Source organism: Gaiella sp. (assembly GCF_035558935.1).
Taxonomy (GTDB): Bacteria; Actinomycetota; Thermoleophilia; order Gaiellales; family Gaiellaceae; genus Gaiella.
The window spans coordinates 1-19,474 of the sequence record NZ_DATMBZ010000170.1 but is presented as its reverse complement, the minus strand read 5'-3'; the positions used below and the strand labels follow the sequence as shown (position 1 = coordinate 19,474).

20 protein-coding genes are annotated in these 19,474 nt (G+C 72.2%); 9 read left to right on the top strand and 11 right to left on the bottom strand.

The window, feature by feature from the left end:
• Positions 1 to 8: 8 nt before the first annotated feature.
• The 4 genes from VNM44_RS16095 to purM form a co-directional block, all read right to left on the bottom strand.
• The gene (locus VNM44_RS16095; RefSeq protein ID WP_325627146.1) at positions 9 to 518 is read right to left on the bottom strand and encodes a C40 family peptidase; all 510 of its coding nucleotides are present in this window, start codon (positions 516 to 518) and stop codon (positions 9 to 11) included.
• A 192-nt stretch (positions 519 to 710) separates the two neighbouring features.
• Entirely contained in the window at positions 711 to 2,252 is a 1,542-nt protein-coding gene (gene purH / locus VNM44_RS16090) for a bifunctional phosphoribosylaminoimidazolecarboxamide formyltransferase/IMP cyclohydrolase (RefSeq protein WP_325627144.1), read from the bottom strand.
• Positions 2,249 to 2,791 carry a phosphoribosylglycinamide formyltransferase gene (purN, locus tag VNM44_RS16085; RefSeq protein WP_325627142.1) on the bottom strand — a complete coding sequence of 181 codons (543 nt, stop codon included), beginning with the start codon at positions 2,789 to 2,791 and terminating at the stop codon, positions 2,249 to 2,251. The genes purH and purN overlap by 4 nt, the downstream gene beginning before the upstream one ends.
• Positions 2,788 to 3,747 carry a phosphoribosylformylglycinamidine cyclo-ligase gene (gene purM, locus VNM44_RS16080; RefSeq protein ID WP_325627140.1) on the bottom strand — a complete coding sequence of 320 codons (960 nt, stop codon included), beginning with the start codon at positions 3,745 to 3,747 and terminating at the stop codon, positions 2,788 to 2,790. Before purM ends, purN begins: the two co-directional genes overlap by 4 nt.
• Before the next feature lie 53 nt (positions 3,748 to 3,800).
• On the opposite strand from purM, the gene VNM44_RS16075 reads away from it, so the two are divergent.
• The gene (locus VNM44_RS16075) at positions 3,801 to 4,145 is read left to right on the top strand and encodes a nuclear transport factor 2 family protein (protein WP_325627138.1); all 345 of its coding nucleotides are present in this window, start codon (positions 3,801 to 3,803) and stop codon (positions 4,143 to 4,145) included.
• On the opposite strand, the gene purF is transcribed toward VNM44_RS16075, so the two are convergent.
• Both purF and purL read right to left on the bottom strand, forming a co-directional pair.
• Complete coding sequence (gene purF / locus VNM44_RS16070) at positions 4,142 to 5,527, bottom strand: amidophosphoribosyltransferase (RefSeq protein WP_325627136.1); 1,386 nt, start codon at positions 5,525 to 5,527, stop codon at positions 4,142 to 4,144. The two genes, VNM44_RS16075 and purF, sit on opposite strands and share 4 nt — an antisense overlap.
• A complete protein-coding gene (purL, locus tag VNM44_RS16065; RefSeq protein ID WP_325627148.1) occupies positions 5,527 to 7,623 on the bottom strand; it encodes a phosphoribosylformylglycinamidine synthase subunit PurL in 2,097 nt (698 codons plus the stop codon). The genes purF and purL overlap by 1 nt, the downstream gene beginning before the upstream one ends.
• 147 nt (positions 7,624 to 7,770) lie before the next feature.
• On the opposite strand from purL, the gene VNM44_RS16060 reads away from it, so the two are divergent.
• The 3 genes from VNM44_RS16060 to VNM44_RS16050 are packed head-to-tail and all read left to right on the top strand — an operon-like array spanning position 7,771 to position 10,067.
• Positions 7,771 to 8,631, top strand: a complete 861-nt coding sequence (locus VNM44_RS16060; RefSeq protein WP_325627134.1) for a DMT family transporter — start codon at positions 7,771 to 7,773, stop codon at positions 8,629 to 8,631.
• 9 nt (positions 8,632 to 8,640) lie between these two features.
• Positions 8,641 to 9,555, top strand: a complete 915-nt coding sequence (locus tag VNM44_RS16055) for a DMT family transporter (RefSeq protein WP_325627132.1) — start codon at positions 8,641 to 8,643, stop codon at positions 9,553 to 9,555.
• Positions 9,552 to 10,067: a GNAT family protein gene (locus VNM44_RS16050; RefSeq protein WP_325627130.1), complete on the top strand. Its 516-nt coding sequence runs from the start codon at positions 9,552 to 9,554 to the stop codon at positions 10,065 to 10,067. Before VNM44_RS16055 ends, VNM44_RS16050 begins: the two co-directional genes overlap by 4 nt.
• A 6-nt stretch (positions 10,068 to 10,073) precedes the next feature.
• Here the strand turns inward: VNM44_RS16050 and VNM44_RS16045 are convergent, their stop codons facing one another.
• Positions 10,074 to 11,180 carry an aminotransferase class I/II-fold pyridoxal phosphate-dependent enzyme gene (locus VNM44_RS16045; protein ID WP_325627128.1) on the bottom strand — a complete coding sequence of 369 codons (1,107 nt, stop codon included), beginning with the start codon at positions 11,178 to 11,180 and terminating at the stop codon, positions 10,074 to 10,076.
• A 62-nt stretch (positions 11,181 to 11,242) separates the two neighbouring features.
• Here VNM44_RS16045 and VNM44_RS16040 point away from each other — a divergent pair, with 62 nt between their 5' ends.
• A complete protein-coding gene (locus tag VNM44_RS16040) occupies positions 11,243 to 11,401 on the top strand; it encodes a hypothetical protein (RefSeq protein ID WP_325627124.1) in 159 nt (52 codons plus the stop codon).
• A gap of 20 nt (positions 11,402 to 11,421) precedes the next feature.
• Here the strand turns inward: VNM44_RS16040 and VNM44_RS16035 are convergent, their stop codons facing one another.
• The 4 genes from VNM44_RS16035 to VNM44_RS16020 all read right to left on the bottom strand — a co-directional run bounded on the left by VNM44_RS16035 (position 11,422) and on the right by VNM44_RS16020 (position 16,068).
• A complete protein-coding gene (locus tag VNM44_RS16035) occupies positions 11,422 to 12,399 on the bottom strand; it encodes an alpha/beta hydrolase (protein ID WP_325627122.1) in 978 nt (325 codons plus the stop codon).
• Positions 12,396 to 12,797: a hypothetical protein gene (locus tag VNM44_RS16030; protein WP_325627120.1), complete on the bottom strand. Its 402-nt coding sequence runs from the start codon at positions 12,795 to 12,797 to the stop codon at positions 12,396 to 12,398. Before VNM44_RS16030 ends, VNM44_RS16035 begins: the two co-directional genes overlap by 4 nt.
• Positions 12,798 to 12,916: 119 nt before the next feature.
• Positions 12,917 to 14,551 (bottom strand): LuxR C-terminal-related transcriptional regulator, encoded by a 1,635-nt coding sequence (locus VNM44_RS16025; protein WP_325627118.1) that lies wholly within the window; start codon positions 14,549 to 14,551, stop codon positions 12,917 to 12,919.
• Positions 14,552 to 14,610: 59 nt separating this feature from the next.
• A complete protein-coding gene (locus VNM44_RS16020; RefSeq protein WP_325627116.1) occupies positions 14,611 to 16,068 on the bottom strand; it encodes an MFS transporter in 1,458 nt (485 codons plus the stop codon).
• A 94-nt stretch (positions 16,069 to 16,162) separates the two neighbouring features.
• Here VNM44_RS16020 and VNM44_RS16015 point away from each other — a divergent pair, with 94 nt between their 5' ends.
• The 4 genes from VNM44_RS16015 (at position 16,163) to VNM44_RS16000 (ending at position 19,379) form a co-directional block, all read left to right on the top strand.
• Positions 16,163 to 16,543 carry a VOC family protein gene (locus VNM44_RS16015; protein ID WP_325627114.1) on the top strand — a complete coding sequence of 127 codons (381 nt, stop codon included), beginning with the start codon at positions 16,163 to 16,165 and terminating at the stop codon, positions 16,541 to 16,543.
• Between the two features lie 132 nt (positions 16,544 to 16,675).
• Positions 16,676 to 17,017, top strand: coding sequence for a metalloregulator ArsR/SmtB family transcription factor (locus tag VNM44_RS16010; RefSeq protein ID WP_325627112.1), 342 nt, complete (start codon positions 16,676 to 16,678; stop codon positions 17,015 to 17,017).
• Entirely contained in the window at positions 17,014 to 17,232 is a 219-nt protein-coding gene (locus VNM44_RS16005; protein WP_325627110.1) for a hypothetical protein, read from the top strand. Before VNM44_RS16010 ends, VNM44_RS16005 begins: the two co-directional genes overlap by 4 nt.
• Before the next feature lie 74 nt (positions 17,233 to 17,306).
• Positions 17,307 to 19,379 carry an MMPL family transporter gene (locus VNM44_RS16000; RefSeq protein WP_349258058.1) on the top strand — a complete coding sequence of 691 codons (2,073 nt, stop codon included), beginning with the start codon at positions 17,307 to 17,309 and terminating at the stop codon, positions 19,377 to 19,379.
• Positions 19,380 to 19,474 lie beyond the last annotated feature (95 nt).

Below are 19,474 nucleotides of genomic sequence, written 5' to 3'. Positions count from 1 at the left end.
GATGGAGTTCAGAGCGGCGTGATGCGACGGGCGCCGACGGGTGGATACGAGCGCGCGTCGAGCGCCTCGATCTCGACGTCCCTACCGGACTGCGGCGCATGGATCATCCGGCCGTTGCCGACGTAGAGCCCGACGTGCCCGAGCCCGCCGAAGAAGACGAGGTCCCCCGGGCGCATTGCGGAGACCGGCACCGGCCGTCCGACGCCGTAGAGCGCCGCCGCGTTGTGCGGAAGGCTGATGCCGAGCTGCCCGTAGACCCAGGAGACGAGCCCCGAGCAGTCGAAGCCGGCCGGCGAGGCGCCGCCCCAGACGTACGGCACGCCGAGTTGCGCCCGCGCGAGCTTCACCGCGCGCTCCGCAAGCGTCGGCGCGGCGGGCGGCGGCGGCGGGACGAACCTGGCCGGGCTCGCGACGATGCCTGGAAGAGCGGGCGGCCCGTCCTGTGCGTTGGCCGTGCCGCCCGGAAACGCCGCCGTGAGCGCACACAGGAGCACGGGTATGACGAGCCAGCGGGGCATCGGCAGAAGAGGCGGAGCACGGGACGGCGTCGAATCGGGCCCCGAGGGGGCGCGCCGTCGGTGTCAACGACGGCGGCACCCTACCATGGCGCGACGACACCTCGGGGCCAGGTCCTCCTCGCCCGACGTCTGGACCGGGGTCCAGACCGTGACATCCCCCCGAGCGCGAAAGCGGAGGCTTCCGCGAACGAGCTAGTGCCGGAAATGCCGGCGACCGGTGAGGACCATCGTGGCGCCGGCGTCGCGCACCGCAGCGAGCACCTCGGCGTCGCGCTTCGAGCCGCCGGGCTGGATGATCGCCGCGACGCCGGCTTCGAGCGCCAGCCGCGGGCCGTCCGCGAAGGGGAAGAAGGCATCGGAGGCGAGCACGGCTCCCTCGAGCGAGTGACCGAGCTGCCGCGCCTTCTCGACGGCGATGCGCACAGCGTCGACGCGGCTCATCTGCCCCGCGCCGATCCCGAGCGTCTGCCCGCCGCGGCCGAGGACGATCGCGTTCGACGTGACGTGCTTCGCGACGGTCCACGCGAAGAGCAGCTCCTCCCACGTCGCCGTGTCCGGGTCGCCGCAGGCGACGTCCATCGCGTCGAGCGGGTCGCCGTCGGCGTCGCGGTCCTGCAGGAGCAGCCCGCCGAGGACGCGCCGGAGATCGCGCTCGGTCGTCACGAAGGCGCGGCGCTCCCCGTCGACGAGCACCCGGGCCTTGTCGCGCGCGGAAAGCTCGTGGAGGGCGGCGTCGTCATAGCCGGGTGCGAACACGACCTCGACGAACTGGCGGGCGATCGCCTTGCCGAGGGCCGCCCCGACGGGCCGGTTGAGGACGACGACGCCGCCGTAGGCCGAAACGGGGTCGCCCGCGAGCGCCTTCGCATAGGCCTCGTCGATCGTCTCCGCGAGGCCCACGCCGCACGGGTTGCCGTGCTTGACGATCACGGCGGCAGGGCCTTCGAGCTCGAGCAGCAGGAGCCGCGCCGCCGACAGGTCGCCGAGGTTGTTGAACGACAGCGGCCGGCCCTGGAGCTGCTCGACGCGTGCGAGGAGGTGCGTACGAGCGCCCTTCTGGGCGTAGTAGGCCGCGCGCTGGTGCGGATTCTCGCCGTACGAGAGATCCATGTAGCGCTCGAACACCGGGAGGTACGTCTCGGGGAACGCGTCGTCGCGCCCGAGCCAGCCCGCGACCGCGGCGTCGTAGGCGGCAGTCCGCTGGAACGCGCGCGCAGCGAGCGCCCGACGGGTCTCCGGCGAGATCTCCGCCCGCTGGCGGAACTCCTCGACAACCGGGCCATAGTCCTCCGGCCGGCAGATCGGCACGACGTGCGCGTGGTTCTTCGCCGCCGCCCGGAGAAGCGCCGGGCCGCCGATGTCGATCTGCTCGATCGCCTCCTCCCACGCGACGTCGAGGCGGCCGACCGTCCGCTCGAACGGATACAGGTTGACGCAGACGAGATCGATCGGCGCGATGCCGTGCGCCTCGAGCTGGGCGAGGTCGTCAGGGACGTCGCGGCGCGCGAGGATGCCGCCGTGCACGGCCGGGTGCAGCGTCACGACGCGGTGTCCCAGCAGGTCGCCGAAGCCGGTCAGCTCCTCGAGCGGCGTCACGGGCACTCGCTCGTCGACGAGCACCTTCGCCGTGCCGCTCGACGCGAGCACCTCGACGCCGAGCGAGGTCAGCTCGCGCGCGAAGGCGGCCACGCCCGTCTTGTCGTACGCCGAGATGAGCGCACGGCGGATGCTCACGCCGCGATCAGCTCCCTGACCACCTCGGGGAGGAGCCGATGCTCGGCCGCCTGGACGCGGGCACGCAGCGTCGCCGGCGTGTCGCCCGGCTCGACCGGGACGGGGACGACGCGGATCACCGGCCCCGAGTCCATTCCCTCGTCGACCCAGTGCACGGTCGCGGCGGTCTCTGGCACGCCCGCGGCGAGCACGTCCTCGATCGGGTGGGCGCCGGGGAAGGCGGGGAGCGGCGCGGAGTGCGTGTTGACGACCCGCCGTCCGAAGACCTCGAAGAATCGCGGCCGCAGCAGGTGCATGTAGCCCGCCAGGACGGCGAGCTCGACGCCGCGCTCGCGGAGCCAGAGCGCGAGCGCCTCATCTCGGTCGTCCCGGCTCGCGAACGCGTCGGCGTCGAACACCGCGGTCGGGATCCCCACCGCCTCGGCGCGCGCGAGCGCCGGGACGCCGGGCCGGTTCGACGCGACGGCGACGATCGGGAGGCCTGCGTCGACGAGCGCCTGCAGGTTCGTCCCTTCGCCGCTGACGAGCACGCCGATCACGCGCCGCTCCACTCCACGCCGTCGACGCCGGATTCCAGCCGCCCGATCACGAGGTCGGCGGGATGCGCGTCACCGGGCGGGACGACGGCGCAGTAGCCGATCCCGAGGTTGAAGACGCGGCGCAGCTCGTCTTCGGCGACGCCGTGCTCCGCGAGCCACCGGAACACCTGCGGGCGCTCCCAGGCGACCGGGTCGACGACGGCCCCGACCCCGTCCGGGAGGACGCGCGCGAGGTTGCCCGCGATCCCGCCGCCGGTGACGTGTGCGAGCGCGCGGACGTCGGCGCGCACGCGGAGCGCGCGGACGTCGCCGAGGTAGCAGCGCGTCGGCGGGAGCAGCAGCTCGGCGTCGAACGGGTCGTCGCCGACGATGCGGCGGACGAGCGAGAAGCCGTTCGCGTGGATGCCCGCGGAGGGCAGCCCGAGGACGACGTCGCCGGGCGCCGCGCGCGATCCGTCGATGAGCTCGTCACGGGCGACGACGCCGACGACCGTCCCGCAGAAGTCGACCTCGTCCTCGCGGTAGATCCCGGGAAGCTCCGCGGTCTCGCCGCCGAGGATCGCGCAGCCCGCGGCACGGCAGACGTCGGCGGCGCCCTCGACGAGCTCCGCCACCTGCTCCGGGTCAATGCTGTTGGCGGCGACGTAATCGAGGAAGAAGAGCGGCTCTGCGCCGGTCGTCAGGACGTCGTTGATCCCGTGCGCGGCGAGGTCCGCCCCGCACCAGCGGAGCTTCCCGGCGCGCCGGGCGAGCACGAGCTTGGAGCCGACGGAGTCGGTCGACGCGACGAGCAGCCGCTCGTCGTCGATGGCGAAGAGCCCGGCGAACGCGCCGAAGCTGCCGACGACGGCCGGCGTCCGCGTCGAGTCGACGGCCGACCGCAGCCGGTCGACGACGGCCTCGGCCGTCGCGAGCGAGACCCCCGCGAAGGCGTATGTCTGGTCCTCTGACGGCACGACGCGAGCGTAGTCGACCGCCCGGAAGGGCGTCCCGGGATAGCGTGCCTCGCATGGGTGAGTCGCTCTCCGCGTTCCTCGAGCGGCACGTCGAGACGTTCAACGCCGCCGTCCGGAGCGGCGACTTCGCCCCGCTGGTCGCCCTCTTCGCAGACCATGCGACGCTCGAGTTCGCGGACGTGCCGGTCGGGCCGTTCGTCGGACGCGACGCGATCGCAGCCGCCTATGCGGAGCAGTCACCGACGGACACGATGACGGTGCTGGACGTTCGCGTCGAGAAGGACGGCACCGTCGTCGAGCCGTTCTCGTGGTCGGCGGACGGCGGCGCGCGCTCCGGTGAGATGCGTCTCGTCGTCGCCGACGGCCGCATCCGCCGGCTGGTCGTCGCGTTCGGCTAGCGCGACGCGGTCGCCTCGAAGCGGTGCTTCGCGGCCAGGCGCCCGGCCGGGACGCGCGTCGGGTAGCTCCGCGTGAAGCAGGCCCGGCAGACCTCCTCCTCCGGGAGGCGCGTCGCCCACTGCATGCCGTCGAGGGAGAGGTAGTGGAGGCTCGTGGCGCCGACGTGCTCGCGCATCTCCTCGACCGAGCGGTGCGCAGCGGCGAGCTCGTCCTCGTCGGCCATGTCGATGCCGTAGAAGCACGGTGAGACGACGGGCGGCGACGAGATCCGCACATGCACCTCGGCCGCGCCGGCGTCGTCGAGCATCTGCACGAGCGCGCGCATCGTGTTGCCGCGCACGATCGAGTCGTCGACGATCACGAGCCGGCGCCCGGCGATCTCGTCGAGCGGGTTGAACTTGAGCCTTATCCCCTGGCGGCGCAGCTCCTGATCCGGCTCGATGAACGTGCGGCCGACGTAGCGATTCTTGATCAAGCCCTCCTCGTACGGGATCCGCGAGCGCTTCGCGAAGCCGATCGCAGCCGGCGTGCCGGAGTCGGGGATCGGCATGACGAGGTCCGCGTCGACCGGCGCCTCCTCTGCGAGCCGCTCGCCCATGCGCACGCGAGCCGCGTGCACCCCCGTGCCGCCGAGCGACGAATCCGGCCGGGCGAAGTAGACGTGCTCGAAGATGCACGCCGCGCTTCGCCCGCGCGGCACCGCCTGTGCCGAGTGGCAGCCCTCGTCGTCGACCCACACGACCTCGCCCGGGAGCACGTCTCGGACGACGTCGGCACCGATCAGGTCGAGCGCGCACGTCTCCGAGGCGACCACCCAGTCGTCGCCGATCCGCCCGAGCGTGAGCGGGCGGATGCCCAGCGGGTCGCGGAAGGCGACGAGCGTGCCTCCGACGATCGCGACGATCGAGTACGCGCCGTCGAGCCGCGCCATCGTGGCGGCCACCGCCTCGGGCAACGGCGCGGGGTCGCGACCGAGCAACCCTGCGATCACCTCCGTGTCCGAGGTGGACGCGATCCGCACGCCGGCCGCGAGCAACTCGTCCCGGAGCGGCCCCGGAGTCACGAGGTTCCCGTTGTGCGCGAGCGCGACCGTGCGCGCAGCGCCGTGGTGCACGAGCGGCTGCGCGTTCGACCAGTGCGCGCCGCCCGTCGTCGAGTAGCGCGTGTGCCCGATCGCGACCTCGCCCGGGAGGGCGGCGAGTTTCTCCTCGTCGAACACCTGCGCGACGAGCCCCATGTCGCGGACGGCCGTCACGCGCCCGCCCTCGGAGACGGCGATGCCCGCGGACTCCTGGCCGCGGTGCTGGAGGGCGAAGAGGCCGAAGTACGTGAGCCGCGCGACGTCCCGGTCGGCCGAGTGGACGCCGAAGACGCCGCACATCAGGCGCCACCCTCGTAGGCGTGCCGGAGCTCGGCGAGCGGGATCCCGAGCAGTCTCGCGCCGCCCGCCGTGCCGATCCGCCGGACCTCGATCTCGCCGCCGGTGGGATCGGGCTCGACCTGTCGGGACGGGACCGCGACGATCACCTGACCGCCGATCTCGCCGAAGAGCGTCAGCGGGTCGTCGCCGAGCTCGAGCTCGGCCCCGCAGCCGCTCCAGAGCGCAGCCTCGGCGAGCGCGATCGCGAGCCCGCCCTCGGCGACGTCGTGGACGAGCGAAGCGTGCTGCGCGGCGCCGAACGCGTGACGGACGAGCGCCGCCTCGGACGGAAGATCGAGCGACGGGGAGCCGCCGAGCGCGCCCCACCGCGCCTGTGCCTCCGAGCCTGCGAGCGTGAGCGGCGAGCGCGAGCGCGCGAGAAGGATCGCATCGCCTTCGTTCCAGCCGCCCGGGACCCGCCGCACGTCGGGTACCAGCCCGACGCAGCCGACGACCGGCGTCGGCGGGATCGAACAGCCGTCCGTGTCGTTGTAGAGCGAGACGTTGCCGGAGACGACCGGGACGCCGAGGGCCTCGCAGGCGAGGGCCATCCCCTCGATCGTCTCCGTCAGCTCCCAGCCGATCTCCGCCTTCTCCGGGTTGCCAAAGTTGAGGCAGTCCGTGAACGCGAGCGGCTCACCGCCCGCGCACGCGACGTTGCGCGCCGCATCGAGGATCGCGAGCTGACCGGCGATACGCGGGTCGAGCATCCCGACGCGGCCCTGGCCGTCCAGGGTGACGGCGAGCCCGCGCCACTCCGGGCGCAGCCGCAGCACGGCCGCGTCGAGGCCCGGCCGGCGAACGGTGCGCGACTGGACGAGCTGGTCGTAGCGGCGCGTCACAGAGGCTCGCGAGCGCAGGGCAGGCGAAGCGAGCAGCTCGAGCACCGCCTCGCGCACCGGAGGGACGTTTGCCGGCGTCTCGGGGGGCGGGATGCGCGGCTCCCTGTCGACGGCGTACCTCGGGCATCGCTCCGTGAGGAGCGTTGCCTCGATCACGCCGACCTCGTCTCCCTCCCAAAGGGCGCGTAGGACGCCCGTCTCGGTCACCTGGCCGATCACGGCCCGGTGGAGCTCCCACCGGTCGATCACCGCCTCGACGTCCGCGAGCCGCTCGGGGGCGACGATCGCGACCATCCGCTCCTGCGACTCGGAGATCATCACCTCCCACGGCTCCATCCCCTCCTCGCGTCGAGGAACGCGGTCGAGGTGGACGTCGATCCCGAAGTCCGCCGCCATCTCCGAGAGAGACGAGGCGAGGCCCGCGGCCCCGCAGTCCTGGAGCGAGAGCACCAGGCCGCGTTCGACGAGCTCCGCCGAGACCTCGATCAGCCGCTTCCCGGTGAACGGGTCGCCGACCTGGACGGAAGGCCGCTTGTCGGGGTCGTCCTCGCCCAGCTCGGCGCTCGCGAGCACCGACGCGCCGCCGATCCCGTCGCGTCCCGTCGTCGCGCCGTAGAGCACGACGAGCGCTCCGGCCGTCGTCGCCTTCGCGCGGGTGAGCCGCTCGCTCGGCAGCAGACCCACGCACATCGCGTTGACGAGGCAGTTCGAGGCGTAGGCGTCGTCGAACACCGTCTCGCCACCGACGGTCGGGACGCCGACGCAGTTGCCGTAGTGCCCGATCCCGCCGACGGCGCGAGAGAACTGGTCGTCGTGGGCGCCGAAGCGCAGGCCGTCGAGCAGCGCGACGGGCCGCGCGCCCATCGCGGAGATGTCGCGCAGGATGCCCCCGACCCCGGTCGCCGCGCCCTGGAAGGGCTCCACGGCGGACGGGTGGTTGTGACTCTCGACCTTGAACGCGACCGCGAGGCCGTCGCCCAGATCGACGACGCCTGCGTTCTCGCCGGGTCCCTGGAGCACGCGGTCCCCCTCGCTCGGCAGACGGCGGAGCAGGAGCGCGGAGTGCTTGTAGCCGCAGTGCTCCGACCAGAGGAGCGAGAAGACCGCGAGCTCGAAGTGGTTCGGCTCGCGCCCCATCAGCGAGACGATGTGGGCGAGCTCCCCGTCCGTGAGGCCGAGCTGTCGATGGAGCGGCTGTTCCGCGACCGGGCTCAGACGGCCAGTCTAGCCGCGGGGTCGGCGGGGTCTGTTCCCAGGGGTCTGCCCCCAGGGGTCTGTCCCCTGCGACGCTCCCGCCCTGGCAACGCCTCACGGGGCACAGGCCCCTCCGGGGCCAGTCCCCTTGGTCGGTAGCGTCGCGCCATGTCCCGGCGCGACCTCGGCCTTCTCGTCGCGCTGTCGGCGATCTGGGGGTCGTCGTTCCTCTTCATCAAGGTCGGCGTCGAGGAGCTCGAGCCCGCGGTCGTGGTCTGCGGACGGCTTCTCGTCGGCGCGCTGGTGCTGCTTCCCGTCGCGCTGGCGCGAGGCGGCTTGTCGGGGCTCCGGGCGATGCTCGTGCCGATCGCCGTCCTCGGCGCGCTCAACAACGCGCTGCCGTACTGGCTGCTCAGCTTTGCGGAGACCCGGATCGACTCCGGCCTCGCGGCGGTGATCCAGGCGGCCGCGCCGATCTTCACGGTGCTGCTCGCCATCCGCATCGATCCCTCGCAACGGGTGACCGGGCTCCGGCTCGCCGGCGTCGGCCTCGGCTTCGTCGGCGTCGCGCTGCTGGTCGGGCTACAGGAGGGAGCAGAGCTGCTCGGCGCGGTCGCGGTCGTGGGCACTGCCCTCTGCTACGCGGTCTCGGTGCTCTATGCGGGTCGCGCGATCCGGTCGTTCTCGCCGCTCGACGTGTCGATCGGGCAGCTGAGCGTCGGCGCGCTGCTCACGCTGCCGGCGGCTCTGGTGCAGTGGCCCGCGGAGACGCCGTCCGCGAAGGTCGTCGGCGCCGTTCTCGTGCTCGGAGTGCTCGGCACCGGCGTCGCCTACCTCCTCTACTTCGCGCTGATCGTCCGCGCCGGGGCCTCACGGGCGATCCTCGTCACGTACCTCGTGCCCGCCTTCGCGCTCGTGTACGGCTGGCTGATCCTCGGCGAGGCGGTCACGCCGTCGGCGCTCGCGGGCCTCGCGCTGATCCTCGGGGGCACGGCCCTCGCGACCGGCGGGCGACTACGCCGCCGGTAGCGTGGCCGCGTGAACCGGTACTGGACGCTGATCCTCGTCCTCGCCGCCGTCTGGGGCGCGTCGTACCTCTTCATCAAGGTCGCGGTCGAGGGCGGGCTCGAGCCGTCGCCGCTGATGGGGGCCCGTGCAGCCATCGCGGCGCTCGTGCTGTTCGGCTTCCTCGCGAGGACGATGGGCGCGCGGCGCGCCGTCGCGGAGCTGCGCGCCTCGTGGAGACGCTGGGTCGTCCTCGGCGTCGTCGCGAACGCTCTTCCGTTTTGGTTGGTGGCGTGGGGCGAGAAGCACGTCGACTCCGGGATCGCAGCGGTCGCGCAGTCGACGGTGCCGCTCTTCACCGTCCTTCTCGGCCTGCGCTTCCTCCCGCACGAGCCGCTCTCGCGCCCGCAGCTGACCGGCTTCGGCCTCGGCCTGGTGGGCGTCACGGTGCTCGCCGGCGGCGGTCCGGGCGGCAGCTGGTGGGCGGTCGCCGGGACGCTCGCCGTCGTGCTGGCGTCGCTCGCCTACGCGAGCGGGGCCGTGATCGGGCAGCGAAGCGTGAGCAGCACCCCCGGGCCCGTGCTCGCGACGGGCGCGATGATCGCCGCGGCGGTGTCGCTGCTGCCGTTCGCCGTCGTCCAGCGGCCGACGGCGATGCCCGACACGGACGCGATCCTCTCGCTCCTCGCGCTGGCGCTCCTCGGGACCGCGCTCGCGCAGCTCGTTCTCTACCGGACGATCCGGCTCTACGGAGGCCGGCGCATGAGCCTCGTCACGTACCTGATGCCGGCATTCGCCCTCGTCTACGGCGCCGCGCTGCTCGACGAGCCGATCACCGTCTCGGTGCTCGCCGGGCTCGCGCTGATCCTGGGCGGCGTCGCCCTCGGGTCGGGCTCGCGGCTGCGGCGCTCGCCACGAGCCGAGCGCGTCGAGGCGAGCACCGGATGACCGCTTCCGTCGTCGTCCGCGCCGCCACGCAGGCCGATGCGCCCTACCTCGGGGCGCTCTTCCGCCACGCCGATGTCGCCCCCTTTCTCGCCTCCATCCGGCCGTCGAGCGACGAGGCGGTCGCCGCCGAGATCGCACGAGCGCACGACGACCCGGACGGATACGGCGTGGTCGTGTTCGAGGTCGACGGCCGGTGGGTCGGCACCGCCACGTGGGAGCGGGTCAACCGTCGCTCACGCATCGCGTCGGTGGGCGGCTTCGTGATCGACCCGGAGCACCGCGGCAGAGGGCTGTCGGTCGACGCGGCGCGGGCACTCCACGCGCACCTCTTCGGCCTCGGCTTTCACCGCCTGCAGATGGAGGTCTACGGCTTCAACGAGCGAGCGCTGAGTCACGCCGAGCGCTCCGGGTGGATCCGCGAGGGCGTCCGCCGCAAGGCTTACTGGCGCGACGACGAGTGGGTCGACGGCGTCCTCTTCGGGCTCGTCGAGGAGGACGTGCGCGAGGCGTAGGCGCGGTCAGGCCGCGGCGAGGAACGCGCGCAGCCGCTCGAACGCCTCCGCGGCGCCGACGCGCCCGAGCCCGAGCCGCACGTGGCCGGGCTCGTCGTAGACGTCGCCGGGCAGGAGCAGGACGCCCGCCTCCAGGGCGAGCCGCTCGCAGAACGCCCGCGTGTCCCCGACGCGAAGCCGAGGAAAGCCGATCGGCGACGCATCCGGCGGCACCCAGTCGACAACGCCCGCATGTCGCTCGACAAAGGCGTCCGCGAGCTCGAGGTTCCGGAGCACGAGCGTGCGGTTCCGCTCGACGATCCCGGCGCGGTTCCGGAGCGCAACCGCTGCCAGGAGCTCGCTCGGCGCGCTCGAGCAGATCGTCGTGTAGAGCTTCGCGGCGACCACCGCGTCGCGGAGCGCGGCATCCCGGCAGGCGATCCACCCCGTCCGCAGCCCCGGCAGCCCGTAGGTCTTCGAGACGCTCCCGAGCGAGACGGCCCGCTCGTACAGGTCGCACGCTGCCGGAAGCCGTAGGGCCGGATCGTGCTCCAGCTCGCGGTACACCTCGTCGCAGAAGAGAACGGCGCCGCGCTCGGCGCAGAGCTCGACGACCCGCTCGAGCACGTCACGCGGCATGGATTGCCCGGTGGGGTTGTGGGGCGTGTTGACGTAGACGAGCCGTGTGTCGGGCCGGAGCAGCCGCTCGAGCTCGTCGAGGTCGTGCCTCCAGCCGTCCTCGTATCGCCGCTCCCACGTGGAGACGTCCGCCCCGGTCGACCGCGCGACCGCGAGCGCCGACTCGTAGCACGGTGTCTCGACGACCGCGTGGTCGCCCGGGCCGAGGAGCGCGGTCTCGACGGCGAAGACTCCCTCCTCGGCGGCCGCGAGCGCGACGACCGCCTCGGGCCCGGTTTCGTCGTACAACCCCGCGATGGCGGAGCGGAGCTCCTCCGAGCCGGGCACCTCGGTGTAGCCGAGGCGCAGCGCGAGGAGCCGCTCGCCCGCGTCGGGCTCGAGCGCGAGGAGCTCTCCGACGGAGATCGTCTCGCAGTCGCTCGACGAGAGCATGAGCTCGGTGGTGAACTCGAACCGCTCGTACCAGCGCTCGATCCGGAAGGGCGGGAGCCGCATGCCGTCATCGTCCCAGATGCGGAGTAGGCTCCTCCGCACCCACACCGTCGAAGGAGAGGCACATGGGATTCCTCGTAGCGCTGGGCGTGTTCGCAGCGGCGATCGTGCTCGGCATCGTCTTCTTCTCCACCGGGCACGTCGTGCTCGGGATCATCGCGATGCTCGGAAGCCTCCCCTTCGCCCTCGCCTCGTGGCTGAAGTGGGCCGACCGCGGGATCTGAGCCGCGGGCGCTGATCTCGGTCAGGCAACGACGACGGCGTCCGGAGCAAGCGCGTTCTCGATCCCGCGGGCGACCTCCTCGGGCGCGTCGAGCCATGCGAGGTGGCCTGCGTCCGCCACATGGACGACCCGGATGCCGGTGTTCCGCTCGACGATTCCGGCCCACGCCGTCTCGACCGGCGCGGAGACGAACACGTCGCGCTCGGGCCGGAGGAACACCGTGGGCACGGTGAGCTCCGCCCAGCGCTCGCCGAGGCAGAGCTCCCGCCTGAGGCGCATCCCGCGCCAGGTCCCGAACGACCGCAGCACGCCGAGGTGGACATCGCGATTGCGGAGCTGGCACAGAACGTCCGCGTCGAGCATCTCGTCGTCGAGTGCCTCGGGATGCGCGACCGCGATCTGCCCCATGAGCGTCCGCATCTTCTCGCGGGTCGGCCGCCCCAATGCGAGCCGTCCGAGCGCCCGCCCGGCGACGGGCAGCTTGACGGCCAACCCGAGCACCCGGAGCGGGGTCGGGACGTCGCGCGTCACGCCGAGCGGGGCTCCGACCAGCACGAGTCGCCTGACACGCTCTGGCGCGCCGAGCGCGAACACCGTCGTCACGAACCCCCCGAGCGAGCAGCCGACGAGGTCGACCTGGTCGAGCTCGAGCCCGTCCAGGACGTCGCCGAGGAACGTGGCCGAGACCGTGGCGAGATCCACGGCCTCGTAGTCGAACGGGTCGGCGAGGCCGTGTCCGGGGAGGTCGACGGCGAGGACGCGATGACTCTTGGCGAGCGCGGCGAGGATCGGCGCCCAGAGGGCGGCGTTGTCGAAGGCACCGTGGACGAGCACGAGCGGCGGACCGTCCCCGACCTCGAGCACCCGCGTCTTCCCCCGCGACCACCGCAGGCGGCGAGAGCTGGTTCCGGGCGCCAGCCGCTCGAGCAGCGCTCCGTGAGCGGCCTCGATCCTCCAATCGAGGCCGCTCACGCGCCGCGTCGCCGTTCCGGACGTCACCGTGCCACCTCGGCCGGGGCGGACGCGCCTGCGGCGTCCAGGTTGCCCATGACCACGGCGATCGTCCCCATGAGCTCCTCCGTCGGGCTGAACTCCACGATCTCGGCGCCGGCGTGGTGGATCGGCGTGTGTCCCGGCGGGACGTAGTACGCCTCACCCGCCTCGTAGGTCTCCTCGTGATCGGCGAAGCGGAACGTCATCGCCCCCGCGACCACGTAGCCGAGCCGAGGGACCTGGCAGCGGTCGTCGGGGAGCCCGCGGAACAGCGGAGCCAGATCTGCGTCCGCCGTGTGCGACTCGAAGCAGACCGAGTAGCCCCCGTCGAAGTGCTCCTGCCACACCTCGAGCCCTTCGAGCGACATCTTCCCGGTCGCCGTCTCCTTCGACACCTTCGGCATGGTTCGCCTCCTCTTCGAATGGCGGTGTTCGAGTCGAGGCTAGGACGGCGCCGTCGGTGCGTCTTCGGTCGAAGCACCCAACCTCGTACGGCGGTCGCGATGGGTGATTCGACCCATTCTCAGACGAGGTCGTGCTCGTACGCGTACGCCGTCGCGGCGGCGCGGGAGGAGACGTCGAGCTTCGCGAAGATGTTGCTCACGTGGCGGTCGACCGTGCGCGCACTCAGGACGAGCTGCTCGGCGATCGCCTTGTTCGTCTTGCCGGAGGCCACGAGCCGCAGGACCTCGAGCTCCCGCGGGCTCAGACCGTGCGCGGTGGAGAGCCGCGCGTCAGCGCCCGAACGGTCGAGTCTCCCGAGGTCGTGCGCAGCGCCCAGCTCCTCGTAAGCCCTCCGCGCGGCGGTGAGCTCGAGGGTGGCCGAGTCGTCGTCCCCCTGGGCGCCACAGGCGCGGCCCACGAGCTCGCGCGAGCGCGCCTCCTCGTACGGCGCGCCGAGCGCGTGCCAGGTCTCCAGGGCCCGCCGGAGCGACACGAGCGCGCGGGCCGGCTTGCTCTCGGCGAGCTCGACGGCGCCCCGCGCGTGCGACGCGGTTCCCCGGAGCAGCTCGCTGCCGATCTCGGCGGCGAGCCCTTCGAGCTCGGCGCAGGCGCGCGCCGCGGCATCGACTTGCCCCATCGCCAGGAGGATCTCGACGGCCGCCGCCAGCAGACCCGCGCGTCGGTGCGGCACGGTGGTCTCACCGAGCACGCGGTGGATCGTCGCCGCCGCCGTCTCGCCGCGCCCCTGGGAGAGGCGCAACAGCGCGAGGCCCGGTTGCGGCTCGAGCCCGAGGCGACTCGCCTCCTGGTAGCCGAGCTCGGCCTCGGGCAGCTCACCGCGGAGGCGATGGAGCTCGGCCTGCCGGTAGAGGGCGTCCGCGGCCGCGGCCTGGTTGAAGCCGGCCGCGAGCCGCTCGCCGGCGCGCCTGGCTTCGAGCAGCGCGTCGTTCCAGTCGCCCGCGAGCTGCAGGATCTCGGCCCGGTGGACGAGGCAACGTCCGGTGAACGCGACGAGGTCCGACTGGCCGTCGCACCACCGGCTCAAGGCCGTCGTCCACTCTCGGGCACGGCGCACCTCGTAGACCTCCTGGCACGCGAGGATCACGCCGCAGTAGACGAGGCCCGAGACGATGGGCGTGAGCTCGCTCGTCGTCAGCGCCACCATGGCCTCGTCGAGGAGGGCGAGGCCCTCGGCGACCCGTCCGCCCGTCGCCAACATCTGGCCCTGCGCATGCGTCGCGAGAGCGAAGAGGTCGGCGTCGCCGAAGCGCGCCCCGATGACGGCCGCCTCGCCCGCCGACGTCGCCGCCGCCTCCCAGTCCCCCGCGGCGGCATTCCGGAAGACGTCCGGGATCAGAGCGTAGCCGCGCTCGACGCAGTCCCCCTCGTTCTCCAGCAGGCGCTGGGCGCGTCCGAGCCAGCCCGTGGCCGGCCCGAGCTCGCCGCGGAGCATGTGGTTGACGCCGATCCAGCCCGCGCAATACGCGGCGCGGCTCCTGTTGCCGGCGTCCGCGTACCGGCGGTGGGCTCGCTCCAGCACGGCCATCCATTCGTCGTCCCTCCCGAGCATGTAGGCGGCCGTGGCCAGGAGCTCGAGGTCGGGGGGATCGAGCAGCCTTTCCCCCTCGGCCTGTCCGAGAGCGTTGTACGCGTCCCCCCACGACCTGGCGGCGTAGGACGCTCGGCCGCGCTCGAGTGCGTCTATGGGCTCCATGCGTGCGTCGCCGGTCGGCGATGCAGCCCATTATCCGCCCGGGCGGGATCGCGTCGGCTCTACGCGACGACGGGGGCGGCCTCGCCCTCGGACACCGCGATCACGTCCCGGCGCCGCAGGAGCACCGCGAGGAGCACGGCGGCGACGGCGAGGAACGTCGCCGAGAGCGCCCATGCGACGTGGAAGCCCGAGACGAGCGCCTCGGCCTGGTCGGCCTGCGTCGGCGCACGTCCGAGAGAGGAGAGCTCGTCCGCGGTCCTGTTCGTGGCGAGGGTCGACAAGAGCGCGAGACCGAGCGCGCCGCCGATCTGCTGCGACGTGTTGAAGAGCCCCGAGACCAGGCCCGCGTCGTCGTTCGGGACGCCGCTCGTCGCGATCAGGGTGATGGGAACGAACACGAGCCCCATGCCGACCGAGGTCAGCAGTATCCCTGGCAGCAGATCCGGCACGTACGAGCCGTCCGGTGTCAGGCGGAGGAAGGTCAGCAGCCCGAGAGCGCCGAGCCCGAGGCCGATCAGGGGCACCTCGCGCGCGCCGAGCGCCGGGACGAGCTTCTGCGAGAGACCGGCGCCGACGATCACGCCGGCCGTGAACGGCACGAACGCGAACCCCGCCTCGAGCGGCGAGAAGCCGAGGACGCGCTGGACGTACAGCGTGTTGAAGAAGAACATCGAGAAGAGGCCCGCGGCGACGATGAACATCGCGACGTTCGCGCCGCGAACGGTCTTCACGGAGAAGATCGAGAGGCGGACGAGCGGCTCGACGGAGCGGCGCTCGATCAGGACGAACGCGACGAGCAACACGGCGGAGAGGGCGAGGAAGCCGAGCACCTCCGCCGAGCCCCAACCGGACTCGGCCGAGCGGACGATCCCGTAGACGAGCGCGATCAGGCCGCCGGTGACGGTCGCTGCGCCGGCGATGTCGAAACTCCTGTGCGCGTGCTCGTCCTTCGATTCGGGGACGAGCCGCATCGAGAGGACGAAGGCGACGATCCCGACCGGAACGTTGACGAAGAAGATCCACGGCCAGGAGAGCACCTCGACGAGGAACCCGCCGAGCACGAGGCCGACTGCGCCCCCGCCGACCGCGATCGCCGCCCAGACGCCGAGCGCCTTCGTCCGCTCGGGGCCCTCCCTGAACGTCGTCGTCACGATCGAGAGCGCGGCGGGCGAGACGAGCGCCGCGCCCAGGCCCTGCAGTCCGCGCGCGAGGATCAGCATCGTCTCGCCGCTCGCCACCGCGCAGAGCAGCGACGCGGACGTGAAGACCACGAGCCCCGCGAGGAAGACGCGCTTGCGGCCGATCAGGTCGCCCGCGCGGCCGCCGAGGAGCAGGAAGCCGCCGAACAGGAGCGCGTACGCGTTGACGATCCACTGCAGGCTCGACTCGGAGATCCCGAGATCGGCCTGGATCGACGGCAGCGCGACGTTCACGATCGTCGCGTCGAGCACGACCATGAACTGCGCGAGACAGACGAGGACGAGCACGAGCCACGGATTCACGCGTCCGGCGGTCATCTCGTCCGACCGTAGCAACCGGCTTCGGGACTGCCGGGTACGGCTTTCCGTACACCTGCGTCCTCCGGATGGGCCACGGCGGTAGGCTCGCGACATGGAGCTGATCCACACGTGCTACCGCATCACCGACCCAGAGCGGTCGATCGCGTTCTACGAGGCGCTCGGCCTGGAGAAGCGACGCGAGCTGCCGATCCGCGACGAGGCGATGAACTACTTCCTGGGCGTCCCCGGAAAGCCGCAGCCCGAGCTCGAGCTCACCTACAACTTCGGCGTCGACTCGTACGAGCTCGGCACCGCCTACGGCCACATCGCGCTGACGATCGAGTCGATGGACGAGACCCTCGCCGCGCTCGCCGAGAAGGGCATCGAGCCCGAGCGCCCGCCGTACTCCGTCCGCGAGGGCGGCTCGCTGCTCTGCTTCGTCCGCGACCCGGACGGCTATCGCATCGAGCTGATCGAGCGCTCCGACTACTGACGTAGCCGGAGGGCCACCGGGTCGACGCGATGGCTTCACCGCGGAGCAAGCTATTGGCCCTTTGACAATTACTTGGTTGTGAAGTAGTCTTCCGCGTGAATTGACGTCCTCACTCCAAGGGAGTCCTCTTCCATGCCTCTGCCCCACCCTCTGCCCGAGCCGATCGTCGAGCTGATCGCGCGGCGCTTTCGCGTGATCGGCGAACCGATGCGGATCAAGATCCTCGACCGTCTGCGCGACGGCGACGCGACGGTCGCCGAGCTGACCGAGAGCCTCGGCACGTCGCAGCAGAACGTCTCCAAGCACCTCGGTGTCCTCCACGAGGCCGGGATCCTCTCCCGCCGCAAGCAGGGGACGCACACCATCTACGCGATCGCGGACGAGAGCGTTCTCGGCCTCTGCGAGCAGGTCTGCGGCGGCCTCCAGCGGCAGTTCTCCGACCTTGCCGCGCTCGTCGGGGGGTCGTTGCGATGAGCTGCTCGCACCTGTCGCTCACCCGCGTCCTGTTCGCGCTCGCCGGGACGATGACGCTCCTCGCGGTCGTACTCGGCGTGACGGTGAGCCCGTGGTTCCTGCTGCTCGGCGTCTTCGTCGCCGCGAACCAGTGGCTCTTCGCGCTGGTCGGCGCCTGCCCGGCGTCGATCGTCCTCGGGCGGACGCCCTGCTTTCGCGGGGAGATTCAGCCGTGAGCACCATTCAAGACGTGAGGAAGACGGGCGAGGCCGAAGGCACGCCCGGAAGCAAGACGGGCGAGGCTGAAGGCATGCCCGTAGGCCCGATCGGACGCCTCGGCCGCTGGACGGCTGGACACGCCCGGATCGTCGTGATCGCCTGGGCGGTCGTCGCGGTGGGGCTCGGCGCGCTGGCGCCGAAGGCCGAGCACGCGCTCTCGGGCGCCGGCTGGGAGGCCTCCGGCTCGGAGTCCGCGGCCGCGCGCGAGGCGATCGATGCCTCGTTCGCGGGGCAGGGCGGCTACGCGCTCATGGTGGCCGTCCACGGAACCGGCAACCTCGACGCGACCGTGGCCGAGGCCACCCGCATCCTCCAGTCCGATTCCCGCGTGTCGACCGTCGCACCGCCCCAGGTCTCGCAGGACGGCCGCACCGTGCTGTTGAGCGGCGGCGCCGCAGCGAGCGCGACCGAGATGGTGCGCGCCGCCGACGACCTCAAGGGGCAGCTCGCCGACCTCTCGAGCGGCTCGACGACCGTCAGCCTCACCGGCGCGCCGGGCATGTGGTCGGACTTCAACGAGGCGAACAAGAGCGCGATGATGAAGTCGGAGGTCATTTCCTGGCCCGTGACGATGGCGATCCTCGTGCTCGCCTTCGGCTCCCTCGTCGCCGCCGGCCTGCCGCTCCTCCTCACGATCCTCGGCCTGATGGCGTCGGCGGGCAGCCTCTTCCTGATCACGCACCTCTTCGACGTGTCGATCTGGTCGATGAACTTCGCGCTGATGTTCGCGCTCGCGCTCGGGATCGACTACGCGCTGTTCGTCGTCGCCCGGTTCCGCGGCACCCACTTCGGCTCCGCGGTCAGCACGCGCGACGCGGTGGGGATCACGATGGACACGGCCGGGAAAGCCGTGCTCTTCTCGGGCGTCACAGTCCTGGTCTCGCTCTCGGCAGTGATGCTCGTCCCGAGCCCGGCGTTCCGCTCGATGGCGCTCGGAATCATGCTCTCCGTCGCTTTCATCCTCCTCGCGACGCTCACGCTGCTGCCCGCTGTCCTCGCCTGGCTCGGCGATCGCGTCGACAAGCTGGCGCTGCCGTGGGTGCACTCGGGCGAACACCGCTCGCCGCGCTTCGCGCGCTGGGGCGAGCGGCTCTGGCGCCGGCCCGTGCTCTTCGGCGTCCCGGCCCTGGCGATCCTGCTGCTCCTCGCGGTGCCCATCCTGCGGCTCGACACGGGCATGCCGTCGATCAAGGTCGTCCCCAAGAGCGACGGCTCGCGCGTCGGCTACCAGCAGGTGCAGCAGGCGTTCGGGCCGGGCGCGCCCGGAACGCTGCAGGTCGTCGCCCCTGCCGGCCACGCCACCCACGTCGAGGACGTGCTGAAGGCGGATCCCGGCGTCGTCGCGGTGGCCCCGGCGCAGCGTTCCGGCAACGAGGCGCTCGTGTTGGCCGTTCCCGCGGCCGATCCGTCCGATCCGTCCGTCGGCGCGACCATCGACCGCCTGCGCGCCGCGCTTCCCGCGGAGGCCCTCGTCGGCGGAGCCGCCGCCGAGAACCACGACCTCGAGGCGGCGCTGGCGGCGAAGACCGTCCCCGTGTTCCTCGTCGTCCTCGGCCTCGGCTTCCTGCTCCTGCTCGTGGCGCTCCAGGCGCCGCTGATCGCGCTCGCCGGCGTCGTGACCAACCTCCTCGCCACGGCGGCGGCGTTCGGCGTCGGCGTCCTGATCTTCCAGGACGGCCACCTGGAGGGGCTCCTCGGCTTCGAGTCGCAGGGCTTCCTGAACGCCTGGGGGCCCGTGTTCTTCTTCGCGATGATCTTCGCGATCTCGATGGACTACACCGTGTTCCTGCTCTCGTCGGCGAAGGAGCACTGGGACCGCTCGCACGACCCGCGAGAGGCGATGGTCGGCGGCGTCGCGCACTCGGGCCGCACGATCTTCGCCGCGGCCGCGGTGATGGTCGCGGTCTTTCTCACCTTCGCGCTGTCGGGGCCGATACCCCCGAAGGAGATGGGCGTCATCCTCGGCGTCGCCGTCCTGCTCGACGCGATGCTGATCAGGCTCGTCCTGATGCCCGTGCTGCTCCGCGTGATGGGTCGCCATGCGTGGGCGCTGCCGCGGTGGCTCGACCGGCTGCTCCCGGATGTGACCTTCGGCCATTCGTGAGAACCTGCGGGCGTGCCCGACGAGGAACGAGCACGCGCAGCCGTCAGGGAAGCCGAGCGCTTCCTCAATGCCTGGCATGGCGGCCCCGGTCCCCG

Excerpts from the sequence above, each read along its gene's own strand:
- VNM44_RS16030 (WP_325627120.1), bottom strand. The coding sequence starts at position 12,797 with ATGCCGAAGGTGTCGAAGGAGACGGCGACCGGGAAGATGTCGCTCGAA.
- VNM44_RS16025 (WP_325627118.1), bottom strand. The coding sequence starts at position 14,551 with ATGGAGCCCATAGACGCACTCGAGCGCGGCCGAGCGTCCTACGCCGCC.
- VNM44_RS16000 (WP_349258058.1), top strand. The coding sequence starts at position 17,307 with ATGCCCGTAGGCCCGATCGGACGCCTCGGCCGCTGGACGGCTGGACAC.
- VNM44_RS16015 (WP_325627114.1), top strand. The coding sequence starts at position 16,163 with ATGGAGCTGATCCACACGTGCTACCGCATCACCGACCCAGAGCGGTCG.
- VNM44_RS16075 (WP_325627138.1), top strand. The coding sequence starts at position 3,801 with ATGGGTGAGTCGCTCTCCGCGTTCCTCGAGCGGCACGTCGAGACGTTC.
- VNM44_RS16010 (WP_325627112.1), top strand. The coding sequence starts at position 16,676 with ATGCCTCTGCCCCACCCTCTGCCCGAGCCGATCGTCGAGCTGATCGCG.
- VNM44_RS16005 (WP_325627110.1), top strand. The coding sequence starts at position 17,014 with ATGAGCTGCTCGCACCTGTCGCTCACCCGCGTCCTGTTCGCGCTCGCC.
- purF (WP_325627136.1), bottom strand. The coding sequence starts at position 5,527 with ATGTGCGGCGTCTTCGGCGTCCACTCGGCCGACCGGGACGTCGCGCGG.
- VNM44_RS16095 (WP_325627146.1), bottom strand. The coding sequence starts at position 518 with ATGCCCCGCTGGCTCGTCATACCCGTGCTCCTGTGTGCGCTCACGGCG.
- VNM44_RS16020 (WP_325627116.1), bottom strand. The coding sequence starts at position 16,068 with ATGACCGCCGGACGCGTGAATCCGTGGCTCGTGCTCGTCCTCGTCTGT.
- VNM44_RS16040 (WP_325627124.1), top strand. The coding sequence starts at position 11,243 with ATGGGATTCCTCGTAGCGCTGGGCGTGTTCGCAGCGGCGATCGTGCTC.
- VNM44_RS16060 (WP_325627134.1), top strand. The coding sequence starts at position 7,771 with ATGTCCCGGCGCGACCTCGGCCTTCTCGTCGCGCTGTCGGCGATCTGG.
- VNM44_RS16045 (WP_325627128.1), bottom strand. The coding sequence starts at position 11,180 with ATGCGGCTCCCGCCCTTCCGGATCGAGCGCTGGTACGAGCGGTTCGAG.
- VNM44_RS16050 (WP_325627130.1), top strand. The coding sequence starts at position 9,552 with ATGACCGCTTCCGTCGTCGTCCGCGCCGCCACGCAGGCCGATGCGCCC.